We start from the raw sequence: 23,467 nt of genomic DNA, 5'->3' as shown, positions 1-23,467 counted from the left end.
CTCGCTCCTACAAGGGACCGCGCAAAACCTGTAGGAGCCGGCTTGCCGGCGATGGATTCAAGTGCGCCGCGTTTATCCGGTTTACCTGCGTTATCGTTAGCGTCCATCGCGAGCAGGCTCGCTCCTACAAGGGACCGCGCAGTACCTGTAGGAGCCGGCTTGCCGGCGATGGATTCAAGTGCGCCGCGTTTATCCGGGCTACCTGCGTTATCGTTAGCGTCCATCGCGAGCAGGCTCGCTCCTACAAGGGACCGCGCAGTACCTGTAGGAGCCGGCTTGCCGGCGATGGATTCAAGTGCGCCGCGTTTATCCGGGTTACCTGCGTTATCGTTAGCGTCCATCGCGAGCAGGCTCGCTCCTACAAGGGACCGCGCAGTACCTGTAGGAGCCGGCTTGCCGGCGATGGATTCAAGTGCGCCGCGTTTATCCGGTTTACCTGCGTTATCGTTAGCGTCCATCGCGAGCAGGCTCGCTCCTACAAGGGGCCTCCAAACCAGTGAAGCCAAAAACGGCAGCCAATGGCTGCCCTTTTTGCCTTTGCCTAACCTACCGCGTGTGTTTGTTGAACATTAGCATCGACGCCAGCGCCGGCATCAACAGCAGTGCACCGACCATGTTCCACAGGAACAACAGCACCAGCAGCAGTCCCATGTCGGCCTGGAATTTCAGGACCGAGAACGACCAGGTCGCCACGCCCAGCGCCAGGGTGATGCCGGTGAACGCCACCGAAGTACCGGTGGTCTTCAGCGCTTCAAAGAACGCGGCCTGGAACTTCAATCCCTGATGCAGGAAGCCTTCGATGCGGCTGTACAGGTAGATCCCGTAGTCCACACCGATCCCCACGCCGAGGGCAATCACTGGCAGCGTGGCGATTTTCACCCCCAGGCCCATTTTCGCCATGACCGCTTCGCACAACACCGTGGACAGGTACAACGGCGCCATGAGGGCGAAGGTGACCTTGAGCGAGCGGAACTCCCACAACACCACCAGGCTGATGATCACGAACACCAGGATCAGCATGGTTTTTTCCGATTGCTGGATCGTCATGTTGGTCGCCGCTTCGATCCCCGCGTTGCCGGCGGCTTGCAGTATCTCGAAATCGCCAGTGTCGTAGCGCGCGGTGAAGGCGTTCACGGCGTCGACCACCCGGGACAGGGTTTCAGCCTTATGGTCGGCCAGGTACAGGCTGATCGGCGCGACGCTGCAGTTGGGGTCGACGAACTCGCCCGAGACACTGGAGCGGGCGTTGTTCATCACGAACTGGTCACGGGAAAACTCGGCCCATTTCGGATTGCCCTCGTTGCGCGCCAGGATGTTGAAGCGCATCGCGTTGTACAGCGATTGCACCGACTCCACGCCCGGCACTTCACGCATCTGCTGCTCGAACTGGTTGGCCAGGTCGGCGGCGGCATACCGCGAGCACTGCTCTGCCGGGGTCTTGAACATCACCACGAACACATCCGTGCTGGTGGTGTAGTGGTCGAGCAGGTAGGCGTTGTCCTGGTTGTAGCGCGATTCCGGGCGGAACTCCGGGGCGCCTTTATCCAGGTCGCCGATCTTCAGGTCCTGGCGCGCGTAATAACCGACCCCGAGTAGCATCAGGCTGACCACGATCAACGCCGTCGCACGCCGTGGCTGGACGATGCCCGCCACCCGGCGAAACACCGGCCATGAGGAGCGGCTGCGCTTGAGTTGCTGGCGCATGCCCCGAGGGCTGACGCCGACATAGGACATCAACACCGGGAGCAGGAACATCTTGGTGAAGATCGCTACGAACACGCCGATGCTCGCAGTGATCGCCAATTGCTGGATAACGCCGATGTCGATCACCAGCAAGGTGATGAAACCCACGGCATCGGCCAGCAAGGCGGTGGTGCCGGGAATGAACAGGGCGCGGAAGGTACGCCGCGATGCTTGCACGGGCGTAGCGCCCTGGCTCATTTCGCTCATCATCAGGTTGATGTTCTGTACCGCGTGGCTGATGCCGATGGCAAAGATCAGGAACGGCACCAGGATCGAATACGGATCCAGGCCAAAGCCCAACAGGCTGAGCAGGCCCAATTGGCAGGCCACCGTCAGCAGGCAGGTCAGCACCGTGACCGCCGTGCTGCGCCAGCACCGGCAATAGCCGTACAACAGCGCGCTGATCAGGCCGACGGTGAGGGCGAAGAACAACAGGATGTCCCTGGCGGCGGCGAGCAGATCGCCGATGATCTGCGCAAAACCGATCACCCGGATCGTCACGCCTTGCCCGGCGAAGTGCTCGCGCACCTGGGTTTCCAGGGCCTGGGTGAGGGCGCCGTAGTCCAGGGGCTTGCCGGTTTGCGGGTCGCGTTCGAGCAACGGCACACGGATGATCGCCGACTGAAAGTCATTGGCGACGAAGCTGCCGATCATGTTGGCGCGCTGGATGTTGCGCCGCACCTGCTCCAGCGAAGCGGCACTGCCGTCGTAGGTGTCGGGGATCACCCGGCCGGCGCGCAGGCCTTCGGTGGTCACTTCCGACCACAGGGCGTTGGGCGTCCACAAGGACTTGAGGTTGCTGCGGTCCACGCCAGGAATGTAGAAAACCTTGTCGTTGACCTCTCGCAAGGTCTCCAGGAACTCCTTGCTGATGATGTCGCCCCCGGGGTTCTGCACCAGCACCCGCAGCACGTTGCTCTGGGGGCGCAGCACGTCTTCGAACTTCAGGTAATTGGCAATGAACGGATGCCCGGTGGGAATCATCCGGGTGAAGCTGGCATCCGGCCGCAACGACAGCGCTGCAATGGCCAGTACCACCGAGGCGATTGCGAAAAAAGCCAGGACCAACAGGCGATGACCGAACAACAACCGCTCGGTGAAGCCAACGGCGCGTTGCATGGCCCCGATCCTGGTCGGTTCCTGATGGAGTGGGGCGTTCATTGAGCGTGTTCCTTGAAGGGGATCATGGGCAGTACTTGCAGGCCGGCATTGCCGACCAGCAACAGTTGGCCGGCCCGGGTTTCACTGACGTTGAGCAGTGCAGCCTTGCCCGGCGCGCGCCACTCTTCGAAGGTTTTTCCGTCGGCGCTGTACAGCAGCACCCCCGCCTGGCCGGCGAGGACCACGGCGCCCGAAGACAACTGCTTGATGCCATACAGGCTGGCTTTGACCGGCAATCGGCGGGCTGTCCAGCTGGCGCCATGGTCATTGCTGACCAGCAATGTGCCGCCGAAACCGCTGGCCATGATCTGCCCGCCGGACAGTTCAGCCAGGGCGTACAACGAGGCGTCGGTCGGCTGTTGCGTGGGCTGCCAGTGCTCGCCACCGTCGGCGCTGCGATAGAGGCGGCCGCCTTCGCCCGCCACCAGCAGGCTGCCATCGGCCAGGCCTAGGACACTGTTGAGGTGCAGGCGATCCGGGTTATCCAGGCCATTGACGGCCCGCCAGGAGGCGCCGCCGTCGTCGGTCTTGAGGAAGATGCCATAGGCACCCACCACCCAGCCTTCGCGGGCGTTGCGAAACCACAGGCCCAGCAACGGCCGCGATGGCCCCGAGGCGCTGGCGGCCTGCGCGTCGTCGAGGGCAAAGCGTGCATTGTCCAGGGCAGTTGCCAGTTGCTCGTCATCCGGGGCGGCGCTCGCGGCCTGCTCCGCGTGGTCGACTTGCGCTTGCGCCGCCTTGAGCAGCAACGGATTGACGGCCCGGCCATCGAGCTGCTTGCTCCAGGATTGGCCGCCGTCGGCACTGTGCAGGACCACGCCGTCGTGACCAACCGCCCAGCCGTTGTGGGCATCGACGAACTGCACGGCGGTCAGCAGCAGGTCGACCGGCACCTTGGCCTGTTGCACCTGTCCGCTGTTGTCGCGCAGCAATATATGGCCGGCAGCGCCGACCATGACCTGTCGATCACCGACCGCCTGGACATCGCTAAGCAGTGCATCAGTCGCCAGCGCCGTGGGTTGCGACGCACGCTCCAACCGGTCGTTGAGCATCGCGGCCTGTGCGGTGAGTGCCCCGCCCAGACCAAGCAGCAGGGCAAAAGCGGGGCGTAGGGGGAATTTGAGTGTCATGGAGCACCCTGTTTTTCTGGGGGGAATACGTCGAAACGGGCGATCAACCGGTACTGACCGCCCGACAGGCTGTGAAAGACTTAGCGGCCGCTGCGGCGCAGGGCGGCGGTGCTGAAGTCCTTGAGCTCGGCCTTGATGCCGAACTGGGCGCGTTTTTCTTCGTTTTCCAGACCCGAGACGATGTAGCGACGGGCCTGCAAGTCATAGGAAACGTCGCTGATGTGGATCGCCGAGAGCACGTCATAACGCTGCAGGCTGTGGGCTTCCTGCACGCGCCAGAGTTCGCCGCGACCGTCATACAGATCGGCGGCGAGGATTCCCCAGGTGTCTTCGTCGATGTAGAACACGCGCTTGCCGTAGATATGGCGCTGGCCAGGCTTGAGCGTGGCTTCCACCACCCAGACACGGTGCGGTTCATAGCGGATCAGATCCTGATTGAGGTGATCCGGCTGGATGATGTCGCCGTACTTGAGGGTGTGGGAGGCCAGTTTGTAGGTGTTGTAGGGCACCAACATGTCTTTCTTGCCGACCAGCTTCCAGTCATAACGATCGGGCGCGCCGTTGAACATGTCGATCATGTCGTTGGTGCGCAGGCCTTCGGAAGTCGCCACCGGCGAGTCATAGGAGATTTCCGGCGCGCGCAGCACCCGCCGCTGGCCCGGGTTGTAGGTCCAGGCGAGGCGGGTTTCAGTGGTCTGGTCGATGGGCTCGTGCACCAGGTTCTGGCTACCCGCCACGCTTTCCGGCGAAGTGACCTTGCCCAGGTAGTAATACAGGCGGTTCGGTTCCGGGTTGCCCATGGCCGACGCCATCATCACCGAGACGTCACGGCGCACCGGGGTGAACTTGCCGTTGGCCTGCACCACCATTTCGGTCGGGTAGTAGTGATAACCACCGGCCCGATAGCGAACCATGTGGTTGTAGATGGCTTCCAGACCGGTTTTCGGGATCGGGAACGGCACCGAGGTGCTCTGGTAATTGAGCATGCCGTTGCCATTGTCGGCCAGGGACACCGTGGCCGCTTCCTTGCGGATTTCGGCGTATTCGCCTTGCGGCAGAGCCGCGCTGCGATGGCTTGGATACACCTGCATCTTGAAGGTCGGGTACTTCGCCAGCATGGCCTGATAGCCGGGTGTCAGCTCGGCCTTGTACTGCGCCATGTTGGCGGCGGTCACGGTGTACAGCGGTTTTTCACTGGCGTACGGATCGACATAGTCCTGGGCCGGGTTGTAGCCGGCCGGCGCGGCGCTCAGGCCGCCGGTCCAGGCCGGGATGGTGCCACTGGCGTTGCCGGCTTTTTCTGCGCCCACGGGCGTCAGGTCAGTGCCCAGGCGGGCGATGTCCTTGGCATCGAGGGCGGCCAGTGCCTGGGCGCTGGCAACACTGATCAAGGCGCCGAGGAGGGTGAGGCGAAACAGTTTTTTAGGGTTCATGCTGAAATCTCGTGTACTAGAAGCCCATGCGCAGGCTGAGGGAGATGAAATCCTTATCGGTGGGCGCGAAAGGGGTGTTGCCAGTGCCCGACCAGGACACCTCGGCGGAGTAGTCCTGCAGGTAGTCAGCACGCAGGCCGACCGAACCCAGCAGACGGTCTTCGACGAAGTTGCCGTCGTAGGACCAACCCTGGACGTCCTGGCCAAACGCCATGAACGGCGACAGGTTGACCCCGGCGAATACGCCCGGGTAGTTCAACTGGGCACGCAGGCGATAGCCCCAGGAGAACTGCGTGGTGTAACCGTCCTTGGAGCAGGCGTACTGCTTGTATTGCTGCACCGTGACTCCGCCGGCACAGCCGGTTGCGCTGCCGGAAGCCAGGTCGCTGCCGTAGATTTCGGTCTTGTTGTAGCGACGATCCGCCTGGTCCGGCAGGTCGTGCATGTACTTCATGGCCGCTTCGCCCATCAGGTTCAGGCTGTCGGCGCCCAGCACCTGCGGGATCGACTTGATGAAACCCAGGGAAAACTGGGAAATCTTCAGGCGGTCGTAACCGTTGTAGACCGAACCCGGGGCGGCATTGATGGCGTCGTTGCCCAGGGTCAACGGCTGGCCAATGAGCGCGGCAGTGCCAGCGGCATTGCCGGCGAAGGCCGGGATCAGGTCACCGGTCGCCAGTTGCACCGGCTGGTTGGGGCGATAGCTGTACTCGCCGAACACCGAGGTGCCCCAGACGTTGGTGGAGAAACTCAAGCCGAAAATCCGGATGTCTTCAGGGAAGTCGGCAAAGTAGCTGGCGTTTTTCGCCGCGTTACCGGGGGCCAGGTTGGGATCGCGCCAACCAGCACCCGTCGGGCCGTAAAGATCGGTGTTGATGCTGGCGTAGGGCGTTCGTGAATGAATGTTCATGGCGTAGGCGCCGAACTCGGTGTCGATGGTGTCGGCGAAGTAGCGCAGCGACACACCGTACTGGCCGCTGTCGCGGGGATCGTTGTCCGGCCCGCGGGTGATGTACTGGCTGGCTGCGTAGGAGGCCGGGTCATTGGCACCGGCGCGCGGCACGCCGTAGCAACCGTCGGTGATGTAGTCGTTGCTGGAGAAGAACGTGCCGCAACCTTCCAGGGTCGAGGCCTTCCATTGCAGTTGGTAGAAGGTTTCCAGGCTCAGGTTGTCGGTCAGGCCGAGGTTGCCATAGAGCATCGGCACCGGCACCAGCGCTTCCTTGAGCTGTGCACCGGGGCGACGCAGGGCGGCGGTATCGACCGGGTTGATCGCGTTGATGCCGTTCTGGAAGAACAGGCCTTCGCCCCAGTTGACCACCTGATTACCCGCCCGGGCATTGAGCGGGTGATCGGCAATCTCGAAGTCGCCAAACACGTAGGCATCGAGCAGCGCCACACCCTGGAACCGGGCGAGGGTATCGAAGTGGCTGTCATCGAGCGTGCTGTTGGCCTGGTAACCATTGGAGGAATGGCCAAAGTCGACGTTGTGATGGTTCAGCGTGTAGTCGTACCAGGACTTGCCGCGAATGAACGCGCCGTAGTTTTTCCAGTTCAGCTCCATCTCACCGAGTACGGTGATGGGCGAGGACACCAGGTCGCCCTTGCGCCAGTTCAGTCGGCCGTCGTCGACGTTCCGCGCGCTGTTGGGGTTGAACTGTCCGGCATGGCCGCGCCCGATGCTGTCGGCGTTGGCCTGGTTGATGAAATTGCCGTTGGGGTTTTCCGCGCTCCAGATGGCGCCCACGCTGATGCTGCCGTTGGCGCGGCCAGTGACTTCTCCCCATTCAAACTCACCGGCGTGTGCCGACTGCATGACAGCCAGAGCCAGTGGCGAGAGGGCTAAAACAGTACAGGCCAGCAAGGTGCGACCACGGATTGGGGTCATAAAGATGCCCTCCTGATTTTTATTGTTGGGGGCTTGAGACAGGTGCGGTTTACCTGGTGCCTCAACGCCGGCGCTTCACGCGGTGGCGGCAAGGAGGACAAGCTGGAGGAGATGATGGATAGCGAGGCGGGGGATTTCAGCGCATATCACGCCAGGGACTTACCAAATGCTGACAGGGGGGGAGCGAGGTGTGCATCAGTGGGAGCGAGCCTGCTCGCTCCCACGGTTTTTTATTTTCCGGTCCGGTTCAATTGGCTTTCACTACGGCCGGTGGCGTCCAGTCGCCGTCGAGGGCATCGGCTTGCGGCCAGTAGGCGCGAATGTACAGTGAGAATTCGGCGCCTTTGGGCGATGGCAACCAGTTGCTTTCCTTGTCCTTGCCCGGCGATTCACTTTGCACGTAAAGGGTCAGCGAGCCGTCAGGGTTGGTTTGCAGGGATTTGTTCTTGGTGCCGATGGAATAGCGCTTGAGGTCATTCGGAGCGAAGAAGTGTTGTTCGTTGTACAGCGTCAGCGACCAGAAGCCCTTGACCGGCGGCAGCTTGCCCTTGGCGAAGGTGACGCTGTAGCCGTACTGGCCGTTGAGGCGCAGGCCGTTCTCATCCAGGTCCTGGTAGAAGTACTTGGTCTCTTTCTGCTGATTGACGAATATGTTCGAGCGCGCCACGGCGGTACGGGTGAAATAGTCGGTGCCGAACGCTGCGCCGTTGCTGACCGTGCTCCAGTAATTAGGCAATTGCAGGCCGTAGTTGCGGAACTGCAACAGCGGGTCGATGACTTCGCTGTCGGCCTTTTTCGCCTCGTCGATCATCGCGGCGCGCAGTTGCGGGTCGGCCTTGGCGATGGCACCCAGGGCGGCCATTTGCGCATAACGGGCTTCTTCGCCCGGCAATGGCTTGGCGTCCTTGAGCAGGGCCGGCAGTTCGTCGAAGAACTTCTCCGGGTCCACCCATTTGGTTTCGGCATTGCCTTCAGCAGCCTGGGCCGGGAATTTCGGTAGTTTGTTCCAGTCGCGCCGCTTGGCCTTGCCGTCGTATTGCGACAGTGGGTACATGTCGATGCCTGCCAGTGCCGGCTGCACGGCCTGGCGGTCGGCGGCGGTGTCGTCCTGGAACACCCGCGGGATCACGAACCCGGTGTTCGTGCGCGCCCGGTACACCCGCCGGATGCCAGGCGGCACCTTGCCGTTCCAGTCCGGGCCGACCAGCAGGTAGAAACCTGGCTGGGTGTTATACATTTTGCCCAGTTCGGCGAAGCTGTCCGAACGCAGGTCAACTACCTGGTACACCCAGAAGCGGCCGTTGAAGTCCGGCACTTGCAGCACCACTGGCTCAATGTCCAGGGCGATACTGCCGGCGCCATACACCACGTCCTGGTTCGGGCAGGCCACCAACCGCTCGGCCGGGTCGATGTAGTCACTGAGCATCGACAAGCGATTGATCGGCGCCACGGGCACAATGCCCCCCATCAAGCCAGGCTCGGGCAGGTTCTTGAAGGTCTGGCGGCGGTTGTAAATGTTGGCCATTGGCCAGGCCCAGAAATACGCCTCGCGCGCCATCATGCGTACGTACGGTTCGGTTACCTTGGTGCCGGCGACAGGACCGGAGACAGGGCTGGCGACGGTGGCTTCGACTGCTTTGCTCTGGGCCGCCAGCAGGGGAGTGGCGGTGAGCACACTGACGAAGGTCAGGGCAAAGAGGGCATGGTGCCGGGTCAAACGAATCATAGAGCGTCCTTACTTGATAGCAGCCACCGGATGCAGGTGAGTTGCTGAAAAGATAGCTCATGTTTGCCGCCGCAATACCTGTAGGAGCCGGCTTGCCGGCGATGGACCCACGTGCACCACGTTCATCCGGGTCACACGCGATTTCGTTAACGACCATCACCTGTAGGAGCCGGCTTGCTGGCGATGGACCCACGTGCACTGCGTTCATCCGGATCACACACGTTATCATTGACGACCATCACCTGTAGGAGCCGGCTTGCTGGCGATGGACCCACGTGCACCGAGTTCATCCGGGTCACACGCGTTATCATTGACGACCATCGCTGGCAAGCCAGCTCCTACAAGGGATCGTGCCCGCGATGGTGGTTATCAGCTCTCAAAGATGGTCCGCATCGATCACCGCCTTGGCGAACGCCTGCGGATCTTCCTGCGGCAGGTTGTGGCCGATGCCGCCGTTGATCAGGCGGAACTGGTACTTGCCGGTGAAACGCTTGGCGTAATCCTCGGGGGCCGGGTGCGGTGCGCTGTTGGCGTCCCCTTCAAGGGTAATGGTTGGCACGCTGATGGACGGCGCCGTGGCCAGTTTCTGCTCCAGCGCTTCATACTGGCTCTCGCCCTCGACCAGGCCCAGGCGCCAGCGGTAGTTGAACACGGTGATGTCGACATGATCGGGATTATCCAGTGCCTTGGCACTGCGGTCGAAGGTGGCGTCATCGAACGCCCATTTCGGCGAAGCCAATTGCCAGATCAACTTGGCGAAGTCGTGGGTGTTTCTTTCGTAACCGGCGCGACCGCGGTCAGTGGCGAAGTAGAACTGATACCACCACTGCAGTTCCGCCTTGGGTGGCAGCGGGTTCTTGCCGGCCGCCTGGTTGCCGATCAGGTAACCGCTGACCGAGACCAGCGCCTTGACCCGCTCCGGCCACAATGCCGAGACAATGTCCGCCGAACGCGCACCCCAGTCATAACCACCGAGCACCGCTTGCTTGATCTTCAGGGCATCCATGAAGTCGATGACATCACTGGCCAGCGCCGCCGGCTGGCCATTGCGCAGGGTTTTCTCGGAGAGGAAACGCGTATCGCCATAGCCGCGCGCATAGGGCATCAGCACCCGATAGCCCTTGGCGGCGAGCAATGGCGCCACTTCGTCATAGCTGTGAATGTCGTACGGCCAGCCATGCAGCAGGATCACCACCGGCCCGTTGGCCGGGCCTGTCTCGGCGTACGCCACGTCCAGCAACCCGGCGTTGACATGCTTGAGCGGGCCGAACGGCAAGGACGCGGCCTGGGTGGTGCCGGCAGGCGTCGCCGCTGGCTGCGCGGTGGCGGCCGTTTGCGCGTGGGCCGCGCCGAGCACGCCGAACAGGGTGAGCGCGAGAATCGAGGGGCCGACCAGGTGGCGGCGAGTCTTGCCGGTGTTGCTGTTGCGCAGTGCCATCTTCATGGGATGTCTCCATTACCAGCCATGGGTCAGGGGTGCGGTCTGTGCCCCTGCAAACCTTGCTTGCATTGAAACGCGGCAACGTATCCGGCCTGTGTCCAATCCGCCGGCTGGATGAAAGTCTGTGTATCGAGTTGTCGCTCCGACACACTGTGATACATAGAGATTCAGCCAGAGGCGCTTCTCAACTCGATCGTCACACATAACCCGCGCCGCGTGGTCTCGTCCGAGAAACTCAAGTGCACGCGCGCGCCCGTGCGCTCGGCGATGGCCTTGACGATGGACAAGCCTAGCCCGGAGCCTGCTTCCTCGGTGCCCACAGTGCGGTAGAACGGGTCGAACACGCGCATTTGTTCATCGCTGGCAATTCCCGGACCGCAATCCTTGACCTGCAGGATCACCGTGTCCTGCACCCGCTCCACCGACAGGTCGACACGCCCGCCGCAAGGCGTATAGCGAATCGCGTTGTCCGCCAGATTCTTCACCAGGATCAGCAGGTCCATTTCGTTGATGACGAGCTGTACGTCCGCGCTGCTTTCAACACCAATGTCGATGTTCTTGCGCTCCGCCAGGGGCAACAGGTCCTCCAGCACCCGTCGATAAACCTCAAGCACCGAGACCGTGGTCTGCGACCGCTCGGCGGTCGATTGCGCGGCGGCCAGGGCCAACAACTGATCGATCAGCTGTCTGCTGCGCTCTATGCCTCTGGACAGCGGCAGCAGGCGCTCGACGGCTTGCGTCGGCATGGGCGAGGCTTTCAGTCGCTCGGCTTGCAGCGACAGGGCGGTCATGGGTGAGCGCAGTTCGTGGGCGGCGTCGGCGATGAAGCGGCGCTGGGTTTCCATGGACTGCGCAACCCGCGCCAGCAAGCGATTGATGGCCACGACGAACGGGCGGATCTCGGTGGGCAAATGGAGTTCATCGATCGGATGCAGGGCCTGTTTGTCCCGTCGATCCATTTCATCGGAGAGGGTGGCGATGGGACGAAACAGCTTACGCACCAGATCGCCCACCACCAGCAACAGCACCGGGAACAGAATGAGAAACGGCAACAGGCTGCGCAAGGCGCTTTCGCGTGCCTCCTTGTCGCGGATGCCGGTTTCCTGGGCGACTACGATGCGTTCGCCGCGAGCGGTGGTGCGCACCAGCGCGCGAAAGTCTTCGCCAGCAATCTTCAGGGTCGACAAGCCATCTGCCAGCGTCGTGGGGAAGGGCAGTGGCATGACGTTGTCGTCGTTGTTGCCGACGGCTTTGCTGCTGTCGGCCAGATATTGCACGATGACCCTGGATTCTTCGTCGTCACCGGCGATTCTTTCAGCCGCGGGGTAGTGCAGGGTCATCTGCTGCCGATCGAACAGGATAGCCACTTGATGCAAGGTTTCATCCTGCATTTCGTGGGCCTCGTCGAGGGCCGAGGCGAACGCAAACAGGCCGGCCAGTATCGCCACGATCAGGATGGCCAGCGACAGTGCGACCGACAGCCGTAACTGGACCGAGTCGCTCAAGCGCTTTTTGAAACCATCCATCCCATACCCCTGACGTTCTTGATGACCTGGTTGCCCAGCTTGCGCCGCAGTGAATGAATCAGAAACTCCACGGCGTTGCTCTCCACTTCATTGCCCCAGCCATAGAGGCGGTCTTCGAGTTCGCTGCGCGACAGGATCGCCCCCGGACGAATCAACAGCGCCTGCAACAGGGCGAACTCGCGGCTGGACAACGGCATGTCGGGGTTGTCGGCGGTGCTGGCCAGTTTCGACACCAGGTCCAGCGTCACCACGCCGTTGTCCAGCAATGACTGGGCACTCCCGCCTTTACGGCGCAGCACGGCGCGCATACGGGCTAGCAGTTCGGCCATGTCGAAGGGTTTGAGCAAGTAGTCGTCGGCGCCACCGTCAAGGCCGCGAAGGCGGTCATCGAGACTGTCCCGTGCGGTGATGATCAGCAACGGCACCGGGTTGTTGCTGGCGCGAATGCTGTCGAGCACATCGAGCCCGTCCTTGCCCGGCAACCCGAGGTCCAGCAGTACCAGGTCGTAGGGCTGGGTCTGCAGTGCCGAGAGCGCGGTCAGGCCGTTTTTCACCCAATCGGTCGCGTAGCTCGCATCAATCAGCACGCCCTGGATGGCGTCTCCAATCATCGGGTCATCTTCGACCAGCAATATGCGCATGTCCCGCTCCGGAAAAAAAAGGCGCGGCGGTCGTGACCGTCGCGCCTGTATTGAAGCACCTGTACCGGCGTTTGTCCGCCCGGTTATTGCGTGCCTTTCATTGAATCGAAGGCTTTCATCAGTTCGTCCATGCGGGCCTTGCACTCGCTCTGTTGCGGGCTGCCGGCACGCAAGGCGTCGAGCGCACGGTCAATGGCTTTATCCAGGACATGCCAGTCGCTGGCGGCGCGAGGCTTGATCCCGGCTTCGGCCGAGTCCCAGGCGCTCTCCAGGTCCTTGATGCGGGCTTTCGCGCCGGGCAGGTCGTTTTTATCGACGAGCGCGGCAACGTCGGCGGCGATGGTGCGGAATTCGGAGAGATCGCCCAGTTTCGAACCGGACTGGGTTTGAGCACTCATCGCTGCGGAGGACGAACCTGCAGCGGGCTTGTCGGCCGGTTTCGAGCAGCCGGCAGCGATGCTGAGCAGAAAGATCGACGAGACAATGGCGACGTGGCGAATGATGTTTTGAAAAAGGCGCATGACGATTCCTTGATGGACTATTGAAAGGTTATTCAGTGACGGATTTGCGGTTGCCGACGCTGATCTGCGCGACCGCCACCAGCAGGACGATGACGCACAGGAAGATCGCGCTGGTCCAGGTGGCGCCCATGCCGAGGCCACCGTAAGTCTTGGATTGGGTCAGCAAATCGCCGAGCGAGGCCCCGAACGGCCGGGTCAGGATGTAGGCGATCCAGAAGGACAGCACCACGTTGGCTCCCAGGCGCCAGGCCACCAGGGTCGCGGCGAGCAGTGCGGCGAAAATCACGGCACCGAGGGTGAAGCCCAGACCCAGTGCTTCGGTGGCCAGGTCACCGGCGGCCGTACCGAGGGCAAAGGTGCAGAGCACGGTCGTCCAGTAGAACCATTCCCGTCGTGGCGTGACGATCTCGCGGATCGACAGGTTGTGTTCCATCCGGTACCAGAGCAGAAAATTGAGTGCCAGCAGGACAGAAAACACGGCGGTGCTGGTGTACAGGCTGACGTCGAGAACGTCGGTCAGGATATCGGTGAGCTGGGTCCCGACGATGCTCACCAGCACTACGGTCAGCCAGTAGATCCAGGGCGAACAGGCGGTCTTGCGCATCTGTATGAACAGTGCGATGGCCAGCAATGTCGCCATGCCGAGGCTGGTCCAGCCCAGGCCGAGGCCGGCATCGACAGCGAGGAAGTCCGCGCCGGTTTCACCCACCGTCGTGGACAAGATCTTGATCACCCAGAATGACAACGTCACCTCGGGTACTTTGTTGAGCCATCCGGCTGTAATGGGTTTCATGGGCGGGTTGCCTCTCCTGTGCAGCGCCAAATTTTGCGCAAGGGAGACGATACGGCTCGAAACTTAGCTGAGACTGAGCAGGCGTTGATGTCTTTCACGACGTCTTGACTTCAGGGGCGCAAAACTTGCTTTATTGCGAACCTTGACGTGGATGACTATGGACGATGTTTCTACTACGCAGTGGCGCAATCGAGGGCTACAGCACCCTGGTGTCCCAACTCGGGCAGAACCCGGTGAACCTGCTGCGTGACGCCGGGATGGTCGTGGCCCAATTGCGCCAACCCAACAGCTACCTGTCCTACGAGAAGACCGCCGACTTGCTCGATGAGACCGCGCGTCAATGCCAGGAGCCGCTGTTCGCGTTGCGCCTGGCGTCGCGCCAGAACCTGTTGGCGATTGGCGACGTTGCGCTATCTGGCAGCCGGCAGCCGACGGTGGGGGACGCGTTGAGCTTTGCCCGGCAATACCTGTATTTGCACGCCAGCGGGTTGCACCTGGAGATAGGCCAGCGGGGAGAGCGCGCCGAGATCCGCTTGAGTTTCGACTTCAGCAATGACAGCGGTCTGCTGCAGCTGAGCCAGCTCAGCGCGGCGCAACTGTTCAACGCGGTGAAAATCCTCGCCGGGGCCGATAGCCCGCAGATCCGCCTGCATCTGCAACAAGGCGCGGCGAAAAGCGCCCTGTGGCAGGCGACAGGGGTCTACGGCAGGCTGCGTTTCGACAGCACCTTCGACGGCATCAGTTTTCCACTTGAATTCCTCAAGCGCTCACCGCAGGCCAATGAAGAGCTGATGCGCGAACACCTGCTGCATCGCATGCAACTGCTCAAGAACCAGTACCCGGACAACCTCAAGGCGCAAGTCTGCCATCTGATCGGCGGTCTCCTGCACACGGGCGAGTGCAGTATCGAGGCGGTCAGCAACTCACTGGGCTTGCAACCACGGGTCCTGCAAAAACGCCTGCAGGCCGAAGGCAGCCGTTTCAGTCAGTTGCTGCAGGAGACCCGTCTGGAAATCGCCAAGCAGAACCTGTTGCGGGACAAAACCAGCATCACCGATCTGGCGTTGAACCTGGGTTACGCCGATGTCTCGGTGTTCAGTCGACATTTCAAGCAGTGGACCGGGTTTTCTCCGAGAAACTGGCGGGGCCAACATACATCCGAAGACTGATCATTGGGCGGTCACCTGGGCGCAGAGTTTTTTCAGCTGTTCGGCCAGGTCGATCACCCGGCGTGGGGCGTCGGGGCGCAGGTGCAGGGCGATTTCCAGTGGCGCCAGTTCGGGGAAGGATTGGGCTGTACCCAAGCGTCGGTGGCCGGGCAGGGCCAGTCGCGCCGGGAGCACGCTGACGCCGAGACCATCGGCAACCGCCGAGCGTACGCTCGCCAGGCTCGCGCTGCTGTAGCCGATGCTCCAGCGTCGGCCGGCGCTCTCGAGCGCGTGGATCATTTCATCGCGATACAAGCCGCCAACCGGAAACACCACCAATGGCAGCGGGTCGCGTTCGTAGGTCGGCTCGTTGAGGCTGTCGAACCAGGCGAGCGGTTCGGGCCAGGCGGCGTGCCCCACGACCTGTCCCGGGCGCTGCTTGACCAGCACCAGGTCGTAGTCGCCGGCACTGAATTGCTGCCAGAGCGTGTTGCTCAGCCCGCTGCTGATTTCCAGCCTTATCGACGGATTCGCGCGTGCGAAGGCGCCCAGCGTCGGCGTCAGCAAGTCTGAGGCAAAGTCTTCCGGCACGCCGATGTGCAATTCGCCCTGTGCGTGGCCTTTGCGAAATTCTTCGACGACTTCTTCCATCAGCCCCAGGAGCCGGCGCGCATAACCGAGCAGGCGTTCGCCGTCCTCGGTGGTGCCGACGTAGCGCCCGTTGCGGTTGACCAGCTCGCAGCCGAGTTGCTCCTCGAGCCGCTTCAACTGTTGGCTGATGGTCGACTGGCTGAGGTGCACGCGCTCGCCGGCGCGGGTGAAGCTGCCGCTCTCGACCACCGCGACGAAACTCTTGAGCAGCAACGGATCGATCAGTGCCGAAGTCATTACATTCCCCACTAATAGTCATTCGATCATTTCATTTCCGAATAATAGCACCTGCTTTTAATCTTTAAGAACAGCCGCTGATGCGGACTTCTTGACCAGAATGACCAGGGTAAATGTGATGACCACTGACGTGACTGACCGCGGATCGGCTTGCATCGCTACGCACGTGCCGCGCGCTGGTGAGGTGTCCCTGGTCGCACTGGTGCTGCTGGTGTTGCTGGGCTTGAACCTGCGGCCATTTCTGACTTCGGTAGGGCCGGTGCTCGACCTGGTGCGCGCCGACATTGGCCTCGATTTTCGCGCCGCCGCGATGCTGACCACCTTGCCCTTCGTGCTGATGGGCCTGATTGCCTTTATTGGCATCGGTGTCGCACGGCGCTTCGGCGAGAAGCGCGCGCTGGCCGGCGCTTTGTTGCTGTTGATGCTCGGTTGCGCGTCGCGCGCCGTGGTCAAGGACGGGGCACAGTTGATCATTGGCGCCGGTATCGCCGGCACCGGCGTGGCGGTGATCCAGGCCTTGATACCGGGTGTCGCCAAGCGCTGGTTTCCTGAACGGATTGCGATGGTGATGGGGCTCTACTCGGCGGCATTGGTCGGCGGCGGGGCGCTAGGCTCGCTGGCCAGCACCTGGCTGCATGCGTATGGCGGCTGGAGGCTGGGGCTTTCCGTCTGGGCGTTGCCAGCGCTTGCGGTGTTTTTGCTTTGGCTGGTGTGTGCACCACGCAATGCGCCGATTGCCGCTGGCGGACCGGCACCGATCAAGACCTTCAGCTTCTTCAAGAATCGCCGCGCGTGGCAGTTGGCCGCCTACTTCGGACTCACCAACAGCGGCTACTCAAGCCTGGTGGCCTGGCTGCCGTCCTTCTACCAGCAGCAGAACATGAGCCTGCAAGCCTCGGGCAACCTGCTCGCGTGGCTGGCGATGTTCCAGGCGACGGCGGCGTTCGCCATGCCGATGCTCGCCCGCCGCAGCATTGACCGGCGCGCTGCCCTGTGGCTGACGATAGCGCTGCAGGCCGTGGGTTTCGCCGGCTTCGCGCTGGCCCCCAACGCCGCACCGTGGTTGTGGGTCGCATCGGCCGGTTTCGGCCTTGGCGGGTTCTTTTCGCTCAGCCTGATTGTCAGCCTCGACCACTTGCCCGGCGCGCAGGCGGCCGGGACCTTGGCGGCTTTCGTCCAAGGCATCGGGTTTGTGCTCGCCTCGACTGCTCCCTGGTTGATCGGCTGGCTGCGCGACTCCGGTGCCAGCTTCACCACCGGCTGGTGGCTGCACCTCGGGGTGCTCGCCGTGATGGCGGTGCTGACCTTCACGTTCTCCCCGGCGAGCTACCGACGCAGCATGCAAACGTTGTGACCTAGGTTAAACAATACAAATACAAAAAACCAAACAGAACTGGCCACCCTTAAACGCCAGTACCACTGTGCCTACGGAGATTGATATGAAGAAGTTAGCCGTTTCAGTTGTTCTCGCGTTGGCCGCCAGCGGCGTCTATGCGAAAGACTTGCAAGTCATTCGCTTTGGCGTTGACCCCACTTACGCCCCGTTCGAGTCGAAAGCGCCCGATGGCTCGCTTGTGGGTTTCGATATCGATCTGGGCAATGCGATCTGCGAAAAGTTGAAGGTCAAATGTGTATGGGTCGAGAACGCCTTCGACGGCATCATCCCGGCGCTGAAAGCCAAGAAGTTCGACGGCATTCTTTCTTCCATGAGCGTGACCGAGAAACGCCAGGCGCAAATCGCCTTCTCCGACAAGATCAGTAATGTCCTGCCGCGTCTGCTGGCGAAAAAAGGCTCGGATCTGCTGCCAACGCCCGAATCCCTTCAAGGCAAGCGGGTAGGGATCGAGCAGGGCTCGACGTCGGAAACCTATGCCCGGGCTTATTGGGCGCCCAAGGGCGTCACCGTCATGACCTACCAGAACCAGGACATGGTTTACCAGGACTTGATGGCCGGCCGCCTGGATGCAGCGCTGCAATCTTCCGTGCAGGCCGACCTGGGCTTCCTGAAAACCCAGAACGGTCGTGATTTCGCCTTTGCCGGCCCGGAGATACGCGACCCGAAAACCCTCGGCGTGGGTGCGGGAATCGGTTTGCGCAAGGATGACAATGAACTTCGCGAACAGATCAACGGGGCGCTGGCCGAGATCATCAAGGACGGCACTTACCAGACCATCTCCGACAAATACTTCTCCTTTGATGTGTACAACTGATTGATTTCAAGTTGCAGGCAGTGAGCCTTCGAACACGTTGCGAATCCAGGCTTTTGCGGCATTCAAAAACAAGAACAACACAATTGAAAAAGATAGCCGGCACTGGCTGGGCTATCGAACTCAAGGAGAATGCAATGTCCTTGGTAGACTATGGGCCGCTGATCGCAAGCGGCACCTGGATGACACTGAAGCTGGCCATGTTATCGCTGCTGACCGCAGTAGTGATCGGTCTGGCAGGCGCCAGCTCCAAGTTGTCAGGCAATCGGTGGCTGCGCAATGTCGCCACCCTCTATACCACGCTGATACGCAGTGTTCCGGATCTGGTGACCATGCTGTTGCTGTTCTACAGCATCCAGATTGTCCTCAATCAGGTCACCGAAGGGCTTGGAATGGATCAGATCGATATCGATCCCTTTCTTGCCGGTGTAGCGACGCTGGGGTTTATCTACGGCGCCTACTTCACCGAAACCTTTCGCGGTGCTTTCCAGGCGGTCCCGCGTGGCCAGACAGAGGCCGCCATGGCCTATGGCCTGAGCCCATGGCAGGCGTTCTACCGGATTCTGTTCCCGCAAATGATGCGTTTTGCCTTGCCCGGCATTGCCAACAACTGGCAGGTGATGATCAAGGCGACCGCGCTGGTGTCCATCATCGGTCTGTCCGATATCGTCAGGGCCACCCAGGACGCCGGGAAAAGCTCCATGCAGCTGTTCTATTTCACCGTGATCGGTGCGCTGATCTACCTGTTCATTACCACTGTCTCGAACGGCGTCTTGATCTGGCTCAAGCACCATTACTCCGTCGGTGTTCGGGAGGCTGAACTGTGATTGAGATTATCCAGGAATACTGGCAAGCGTATTTGTGGTCGGACGGCGCCAACTTTTCCGGCCTGGCAATAACCCTGTGGCTGCTGGTGCTGTCGATCGCGATCGGGTTCGTGCTGTCGGTGCCGCTGGCCGTGGCCCGCGTATCAAAAAACCGCTTTGTCCGGCTTCCGGTCTGGTTCTACACCTATGTGTTTCGTGGCACGCCGCTCTATATACAGCTGTTGATCATCTACACCGGTGTCTACAGCCTGAGCGTGGTGCGCGAGCACGAATTCCTCGACATGTTCTTTCGCGAAGGCTTCAACTGCACGGTGCTGGCGTTCGCGCTCAATACCTGCGCCTACACCACGGAGGTCTTCGCTGGCGCGATCAGGTCGGTGCCGTACGGCGAAGTAGAGGCGGCCCGGGCCTTCGGCCTGTCGAGGTTCAACCTGTACCGGCGCATCATCCTGCCCTCGGCGCTGCGTCGCGCACTGCCGTACTACAGCAACGAGGTGATCATGATGCTGCATTCAACCTCTGTGGCATTCACCGCCACGGTTCCCGACCTGCTGAAGGTCGCCCGCGACGTCAACTCGGCGACCTATGCGTCGTTCGAGGCTTTCTTCATCGCTGCACTGTTGTACGCGGCGATTGCGCTCTCGCTTGTCTGGCTATTTCGTCGCGGTGAAACCCGCTGGCTGGCCTTCCTGAAACCACAGGCCGCCTGAAGGCCGCATACGCAAGGTCAAAACCATGTACAAACTGACCGTAGACGATCTGTACAAGAACTATGGCAACCACGAAGTGCTCAAGGGCGTGTCGATCAAGGCCAAGGCCGGCGATGTGATCAGCATTATCGGCTCCTCGGGTTCGGGCAAGAGTACGTTCTTGCGTTGCATCAACTTCCTCGAACAGCCGTGTGCCGGGCGAATTACCGTGAACGCCGAGGAAATCCGCACCGAGAAGGACAGGAACGGCGGGCTGCGGGTGGCCAACCAGAAGCAGCTGCAAAGCATGCGCACCAAGCTGTCCATGGTGTTCCAGCACTTCAACCTGTGGGCGCACATGACCGTGCTGGAAAACGTCATCGAGGCGCCGATGCATGCGCTGGGCCTTAGCCGCGAAGTGGCGGTGGCCCGCGCCCGCAAGTACCTGGCCAAAGTCGGCCTGCCGGCCAGCATGGAGGATAAGTATCCGTCGCACCTGTCCGGCGGCCAGCAGCAGCGCGTGGCCATCGCCCGAGCCCTGGCGATGGAGCCGGAAGTGATGCTGTTCGACGAGCCGACCTCGGCGCTCGACCCCGAGCTGGTCGGCGAGGTGTTGAAGGTGATGCAGGCCCTGGCCGAAGAGGGCCGGACCATGGTGGTGGTGACGCACGAAATGGCCTTTGCCCGCGAAGTGTCCAACCACGTGATCTTCCTGCACCAGGGCAAGATCGAGGAAGAGGGCAACCCGGAGCAACTGTTCAAGCACACCAGGAGTGAGCGCCTCAAGCAGTTCCTGGCCGGCAACTTGAAATAGCCCTTGCGGTGATTCCGTAAACAGAGCCCCTGTCGGTTATCGTGCGACAGGGGCTTGCTCGAAAGTTTGATGAGGTTCCAATGATCCAATCGTTCTGGTTGCGTAATGTCCGCCCCTATGGCGGCGAAATGGAAGACCTGCAGATTGTCGACGGTCGTATCGGCGACCGTCAGCCAGCCGGTGGCAATCCGGTTGCCGGGCCTGACCTTGACGGGCAAGGTCAACTGCTCGTGCCGTCGCTGGTGGAAAGCCACATCCATCTGGACAAGACCCTGTGGGGCCAACCGTGGCGGCCGCACAGTGCCGGTCCGAACCTCAAGGCGCGCATAGCGAACGAACGGCAAATCCTGCGTGAGCTCACATCGCCCATTGCCGAGCGGGCGGGTGCCCTGCTGGAGCAATGCATCGCGCGCGGCTCGCTGACGTTCCGTTGTCATGTAGACGCCGATCCGGAGCTGGGTATCGAGCATGTGCAAGCCATGCTGGAGCTGCGCGAGCGCTACGCCGACCTGGTCGATATCGAGTTCGTCACCTTCCCTCAGGTTGGCCTGGTCAACCGCCCCGGGGTTGAAGCATTGATGCGCGAAGCCCTGGAGCTTGGGGTCGAGGTGGTAGGGGGGCTGGACCCCTGCGGCATAGACAACGATCCGATTGCGCACCTGTCGATCCTCTTCGAGCTGGCGGACAGGTTTGATCGCGGTATCGACATCCACCTGCATGACGGTGGGGAACTGGGGCTCTGGCAGATTGCCCGGATCATTGACTTCACCGAGCGCTATCAGCGTCAGGGGCGGGTGATGATCAGCCATGCCTTTTGCCTGGGCATGAAAGACTGGGCCCAGGTACTGCCGTTGGCTGAGCGCCTGGCTGCCAACCGGATTTCAATCATGACCACGGCGCCTTCCGATATTGCCATACCGCCCTTTGCAGAACTGCTCTCGGCGGGGGTAAACGTCTGCCTCGGTTCCGATGGCATTCGCGACGCCTGGACCCCGATGGGCAACGGCGACATGCTCGAGCGCGCGATGCTGCTCGCATTGCGTTGCGGCATGCGCACCGACCCTGAAATCGGCACGGCGTTCGAAGCCGCCGCCAGCAACGGCGCCCGGGCACTTGGGCGCAGTGATTACGGATTGGCAACGGGGCAATCCGCCAACCTGTTGTTGCTGCCTGCAGAGACGCTGGGTGAAGCCGTCGTGGCGCGTCCACTGGCGCGCACGGTGATCAGCCGCGGAGTTGTCGTGGCGAAAAATGGCCATCTGCTGCGGAGCCGCTTGTGACTCAACCTACGCTCACCAAAGTAGACCTGTTGATCGAGCACGGCGTGGTCATCACCGTGGACGAACAACGCCGGGTCATCAACGACGGCGCAGTAGCCGTGCTCGGCAACCGCATCGTCGCGGTGGGGCGCACGGATGAACTGCGGGCGCGCTTCACTGCTGACAAAGTCATCGATGCACGCAACAAGGCGGTGCTCCCGGGCTTGATCGACAGCCACGCCCATGCCGGCCATGCCATGCTGAAAACCATCGGCGGCGGGCAGGGCGATGCCTGGATGGACGCTTGCCAGGCCATCTACACCTCGGCCTCTGGCGTCGAATTCTGGGAGGCCGATGCCAGGTTGTCGGCGCTGGAACGGCTCAAATGCGGCACCACCACTGGCGTATCGCTGCTGGGCGGAGGCGATTCGATCATGCGCGTCGACGACCCGGTCTACGCGCAACGCCATGCCCGGGCCATCGCCGAAATCGGTACCCGCTCGGTGGTCGCGGTCGGGCCGTCGCGGGCGCCAGGGCCGCATACTTACCTGGACTGGTCGAGCGAACCGCCGACTCGGCGCGACGTCAGTTTCGAGACCATGTTCGAGACCTGCGAAGAAATCGCCAGGAGCTGCGACGGCATGGGTGACGGCCGGGTGCGCATTGCCATCACCTTGCCGGTGTACGCGCCACAATACGAGCCCGGCCATCTTCAGTTGGCTCCGCTGTTTCGCCAGCAAGCACAGGACTACCTGGCGCTGGCCCAGCGCCATAGCCTCACGTTCACCCAGGATGGCCACCGCGCCGGTACCCTGGCGCTTGCGCATCGTGAACTGGGGCTGCTCGGCCCGACATCCTTCATGTCGCACTGCATTGACCTGACCGAGGAAGACATCGCCCTGTGCCGAGAGACACAGACCAAGATCGTGCACAACCCGAGCGCCATCATGTCGATCCTGGGTCGCTGCCCGGTACCGGAACTGATCGAGGCCAATGTAACCGTCGCCATCGGGTCAGACGGCGCGGCCCCGGACCGTGGTTATGACATGTTCCGCCACATGTTCCAGTGCATGCACTACCACCGCCGGCATTTCCGCGACCCGGACATCCTGCCCCAGGGCAAGGTGCTGGAAATGGTCACTATCGACGCCGCCAAGGCACTGTCGATGGACCATGAGATCGGCTCGCTGGAAGTCGGCAAGAAAGCCGACATCATTCTGATCGACCTGTACAAGCCACACCTGATGCCGATGAACATGCCGGTCCACCGTGTCACTTGCTTCGCCAACGGCGCGGACGTGTGTACCACCATCGTCGATGGCAAGATCCTGATGGAGGACTACACCGTACACGCCGTCGACGAAGCGGCGGTACTGGCGGCGGTGCAGGAGGAGTCGGAACGCATGCTCGACCGCAGCGGCCTGCGCCATCTGACCGAAGAATCGCAAAACCTCTGGCGCACGGCCCGCTATCACCCGGCCCTGTAGGCGCGAGCCTGCTCGCGAGGGTCGTTAACGATAACGCGTGTAACCTGGATAAACGCGGCGCACTTGAGTCCATCGCCAGCAAGCCGGCTCCTACAGTTTGGCGTTCACATCATTTCGACCAGGACATGGTTCCTTGTAGGAGCGA

19 protein-coding genes are annotated in these 23,467 nt (G+C 61.8%); 8 read left to right on the top strand and 11 right to left on the bottom strand.

Annotated features, from left to right (window positions below; translation table 11 throughout):
* Window positions 1-546: 546 nt before the first annotated feature.
* The 10 genes from KGA88_RS02645 to KGA88_RS02600 form a co-directional block, all read right to left on the bottom strand.
* Window positions 547-2,904 (bottom strand): efflux RND transporter permease subunit, encoded by a 2,358-nt coding sequence (locus KGA88_RS02645; protein WP_411740831.1) that lies wholly within the window; start codon window positions 2,902-2,904, stop codon window positions 547-549.
* Window positions 2,901-4,034, bottom strand: coding sequence for a WD40/YVTN/BNR-like repeat-containing protein (locus tag KGA88_RS02640; protein WP_223588740.1), 1,134 nt, complete (start codon window positions 4,032-4,034; stop codon window positions 2,901-2,903). The genes KGA88_RS02645 and KGA88_RS02640 overlap by 4 nt, the downstream gene beginning before the upstream one ends.
* Before the next feature lie 80 nt (window positions 4,035-4,114).
* Window positions 4,115-5,467, bottom strand: a complete 1,353-nt coding sequence (locus KGA88_RS02635; RefSeq protein ID WP_223588737.1) for a DUF1329 domain-containing protein — start codon at window positions 5,465-5,467, stop codon at window positions 4,115-4,117.
* 16 nt (window positions 5,468-5,483) lie between these two features.
* Window positions 5,484-7,355, bottom strand: coding sequence for a DUF1302 domain-containing protein (locus KGA88_RS02630; protein ID WP_223588733.1), 1,872 nt, complete (start codon window positions 7,353-7,355; stop codon window positions 5,484-5,486).
* Between the two features lie 247 nt (window positions 7,356-7,602).
* A complete protein-coding gene (locus tag KGA88_RS02625) occupies window positions 7,603-9,081 on the bottom strand; it encodes a DUF1254 domain-containing protein (RefSeq protein ID WP_223588731.1) in 1,479 nt (492 codons plus the stop codon).
* A gap of 376 nt (window positions 9,082-9,457) precedes the next feature.
* Entirely contained in the window at window positions 9,458-10,525 is a 1,068-nt protein-coding gene (locus tag KGA88_RS02620) for an alpha/beta fold hydrolase (protein ID WP_223588728.1), read from the bottom strand.
* A 164-nt stretch (window positions 10,526-10,689) separates the two neighbouring features.
* Window positions 10,690-12,048 (bottom strand): ATP-binding protein, encoded by a 1,359-nt coding sequence (locus KGA88_RS02615; RefSeq protein ID WP_223588727.1) that lies wholly within the window; start codon window positions 12,046-12,048, stop codon window positions 10,690-10,692.
* On the bottom strand, window positions 12,024-12,689 hold the full coding sequence (locus KGA88_RS02610) for a response regulator transcription factor (RefSeq protein ID WP_223588726.1): 666 nt from the start codon (window positions 12,687-12,689) through the stop codon (window positions 12,024-12,026). Before KGA88_RS02610 ends, KGA88_RS02615 begins: the two co-directional genes overlap by 25 nt.
* A gap of 83 nt (window positions 12,690-12,772) precedes the next feature.
* Window positions 12,773-13,210 (bottom strand): hypothetical protein, encoded by a 438-nt coding sequence (locus KGA88_RS02605; RefSeq protein ID WP_223588725.1) that lies wholly within the window; start codon window positions 13,208-13,210, stop codon window positions 12,773-12,775.
* Between the two features lie 28 nt (window positions 13,211-13,238).
* Complete coding sequence (locus KGA88_RS02600) at window positions 13,239-14,003, bottom strand: hypothetical protein (RefSeq protein ID WP_110659732.1); 765 nt, start codon at window positions 14,001-14,003, stop codon at window positions 13,239-13,241.
* A gap of 164 nt (window positions 14,004-14,167) precedes the next feature.
* Here KGA88_RS02600 and KGA88_RS02595 point away from each other — a divergent pair, with 164 nt between their 5' ends.
* On the top strand, window positions 14,168-15,172 hold the full coding sequence (locus KGA88_RS02595) for a helix-turn-helix transcriptional regulator (protein WP_223588721.1): 1,005 nt from the start codon (window positions 14,168-14,170) through the stop codon (window positions 15,170-15,172).
* On the opposite strand, the gene KGA88_RS02590 is transcribed toward KGA88_RS02595, so the two are convergent.
* Entirely contained in the window at window positions 15,173-16,039 is an 867-nt protein-coding gene (locus KGA88_RS02590; protein WP_110659734.1) for a LysR family transcriptional regulator, read from the bottom strand. It lies immediately after the preceding gene.
* Window positions 16,040-16,157: 118 nt separating this feature from the next.
* Between KGA88_RS02590 and KGA88_RS02585 the strand changes: the two genes are divergently transcribed.
* The 7 genes from KGA88_RS02585 (at window position 16,158) to KGA88_RS02555 (ending at window position 23,322) form a co-directional block, all read left to right on the top strand.
* Window positions 16,158-17,393 carry a cyanate transporter gene (locus tag KGA88_RS02585; RefSeq protein WP_223588717.1) on the top strand — a complete coding sequence of 412 codons (1,236 nt, stop codon included), beginning with the start codon at window positions 16,158-16,160 and terminating at the stop codon, window positions 17,391-17,393.
* Between the two features lie 85 nt (window positions 17,394-17,478).
* Window positions 17,479-18,249 (top strand): ABC transporter substrate-binding protein, encoded by a 771-nt coding sequence (locus KGA88_RS02580; RefSeq protein WP_110659735.1) that lies wholly within the window; start codon window positions 17,479-17,481, stop codon window positions 18,247-18,249.
* 134 nt (window positions 18,250-18,383) lie between these two features.
* Entirely contained in the window at window positions 18,384-19,073 is a 690-nt protein-coding gene (locus tag KGA88_RS02575) for an ABC transporter permease (protein WP_223588714.1), read from the top strand.
* Window positions 19,070-19,783: an ABC transporter permease gene (locus tag KGA88_RS02570; protein WP_110659737.1), complete on the top strand. Its 714-nt coding sequence runs from the start codon at window positions 19,070-19,072 to the stop codon at window positions 19,781-19,783. The genes KGA88_RS02575 and KGA88_RS02570 overlap by 4 nt, the downstream gene beginning before the upstream one ends.
* A gap of 25 nt (window positions 19,784-19,808) precedes the next feature.
* The gene (locus tag KGA88_RS02565) at window positions 19,809-20,576 is read left to right on the top strand and encodes an ABC transporter ATP-binding protein (protein ID WP_223588712.1); all 768 of its coding nucleotides are present in this window, start codon (window positions 19,809-19,811) and stop codon (window positions 20,574-20,576) included.
* Window positions 20,577-20,656: 80 nt separating this feature from the next.
* Window positions 20,657-21,856: an amidohydrolase family protein gene (locus KGA88_RS02560; protein ID WP_223588710.1), complete on the top strand. Its 1,200-nt coding sequence runs from the start codon at window positions 20,657-20,659 to the stop codon at window positions 21,854-21,856.
* Window positions 21,853-23,322 (top strand): amidohydrolase family protein, encoded by a 1,470-nt coding sequence (locus KGA88_RS02555; protein ID WP_223588708.1) that lies wholly within the window; start codon window positions 21,853-21,855, stop codon window positions 23,320-23,322. Before KGA88_RS02560 ends, KGA88_RS02555 begins: the two co-directional genes overlap by 4 nt.
* Window positions 23,323-23,467: the final 145 nt, after the last annotated feature.

The organism is Pseudomonas sp. A-R-19 (assembly GCF_019956575.1).
In the GTDB taxonomy this organism is placed as follows: domain Bacteria; phylum Pseudomonadota; class Gammaproteobacteria; order Pseudomonadales; family Pseudomonadaceae; genus Aquipseudomonas.
The sequence above is the reverse complement of the archived record's forward strand: the minus strand, read 5'-3'. Positions and strand labels throughout refer to the sequence as shown.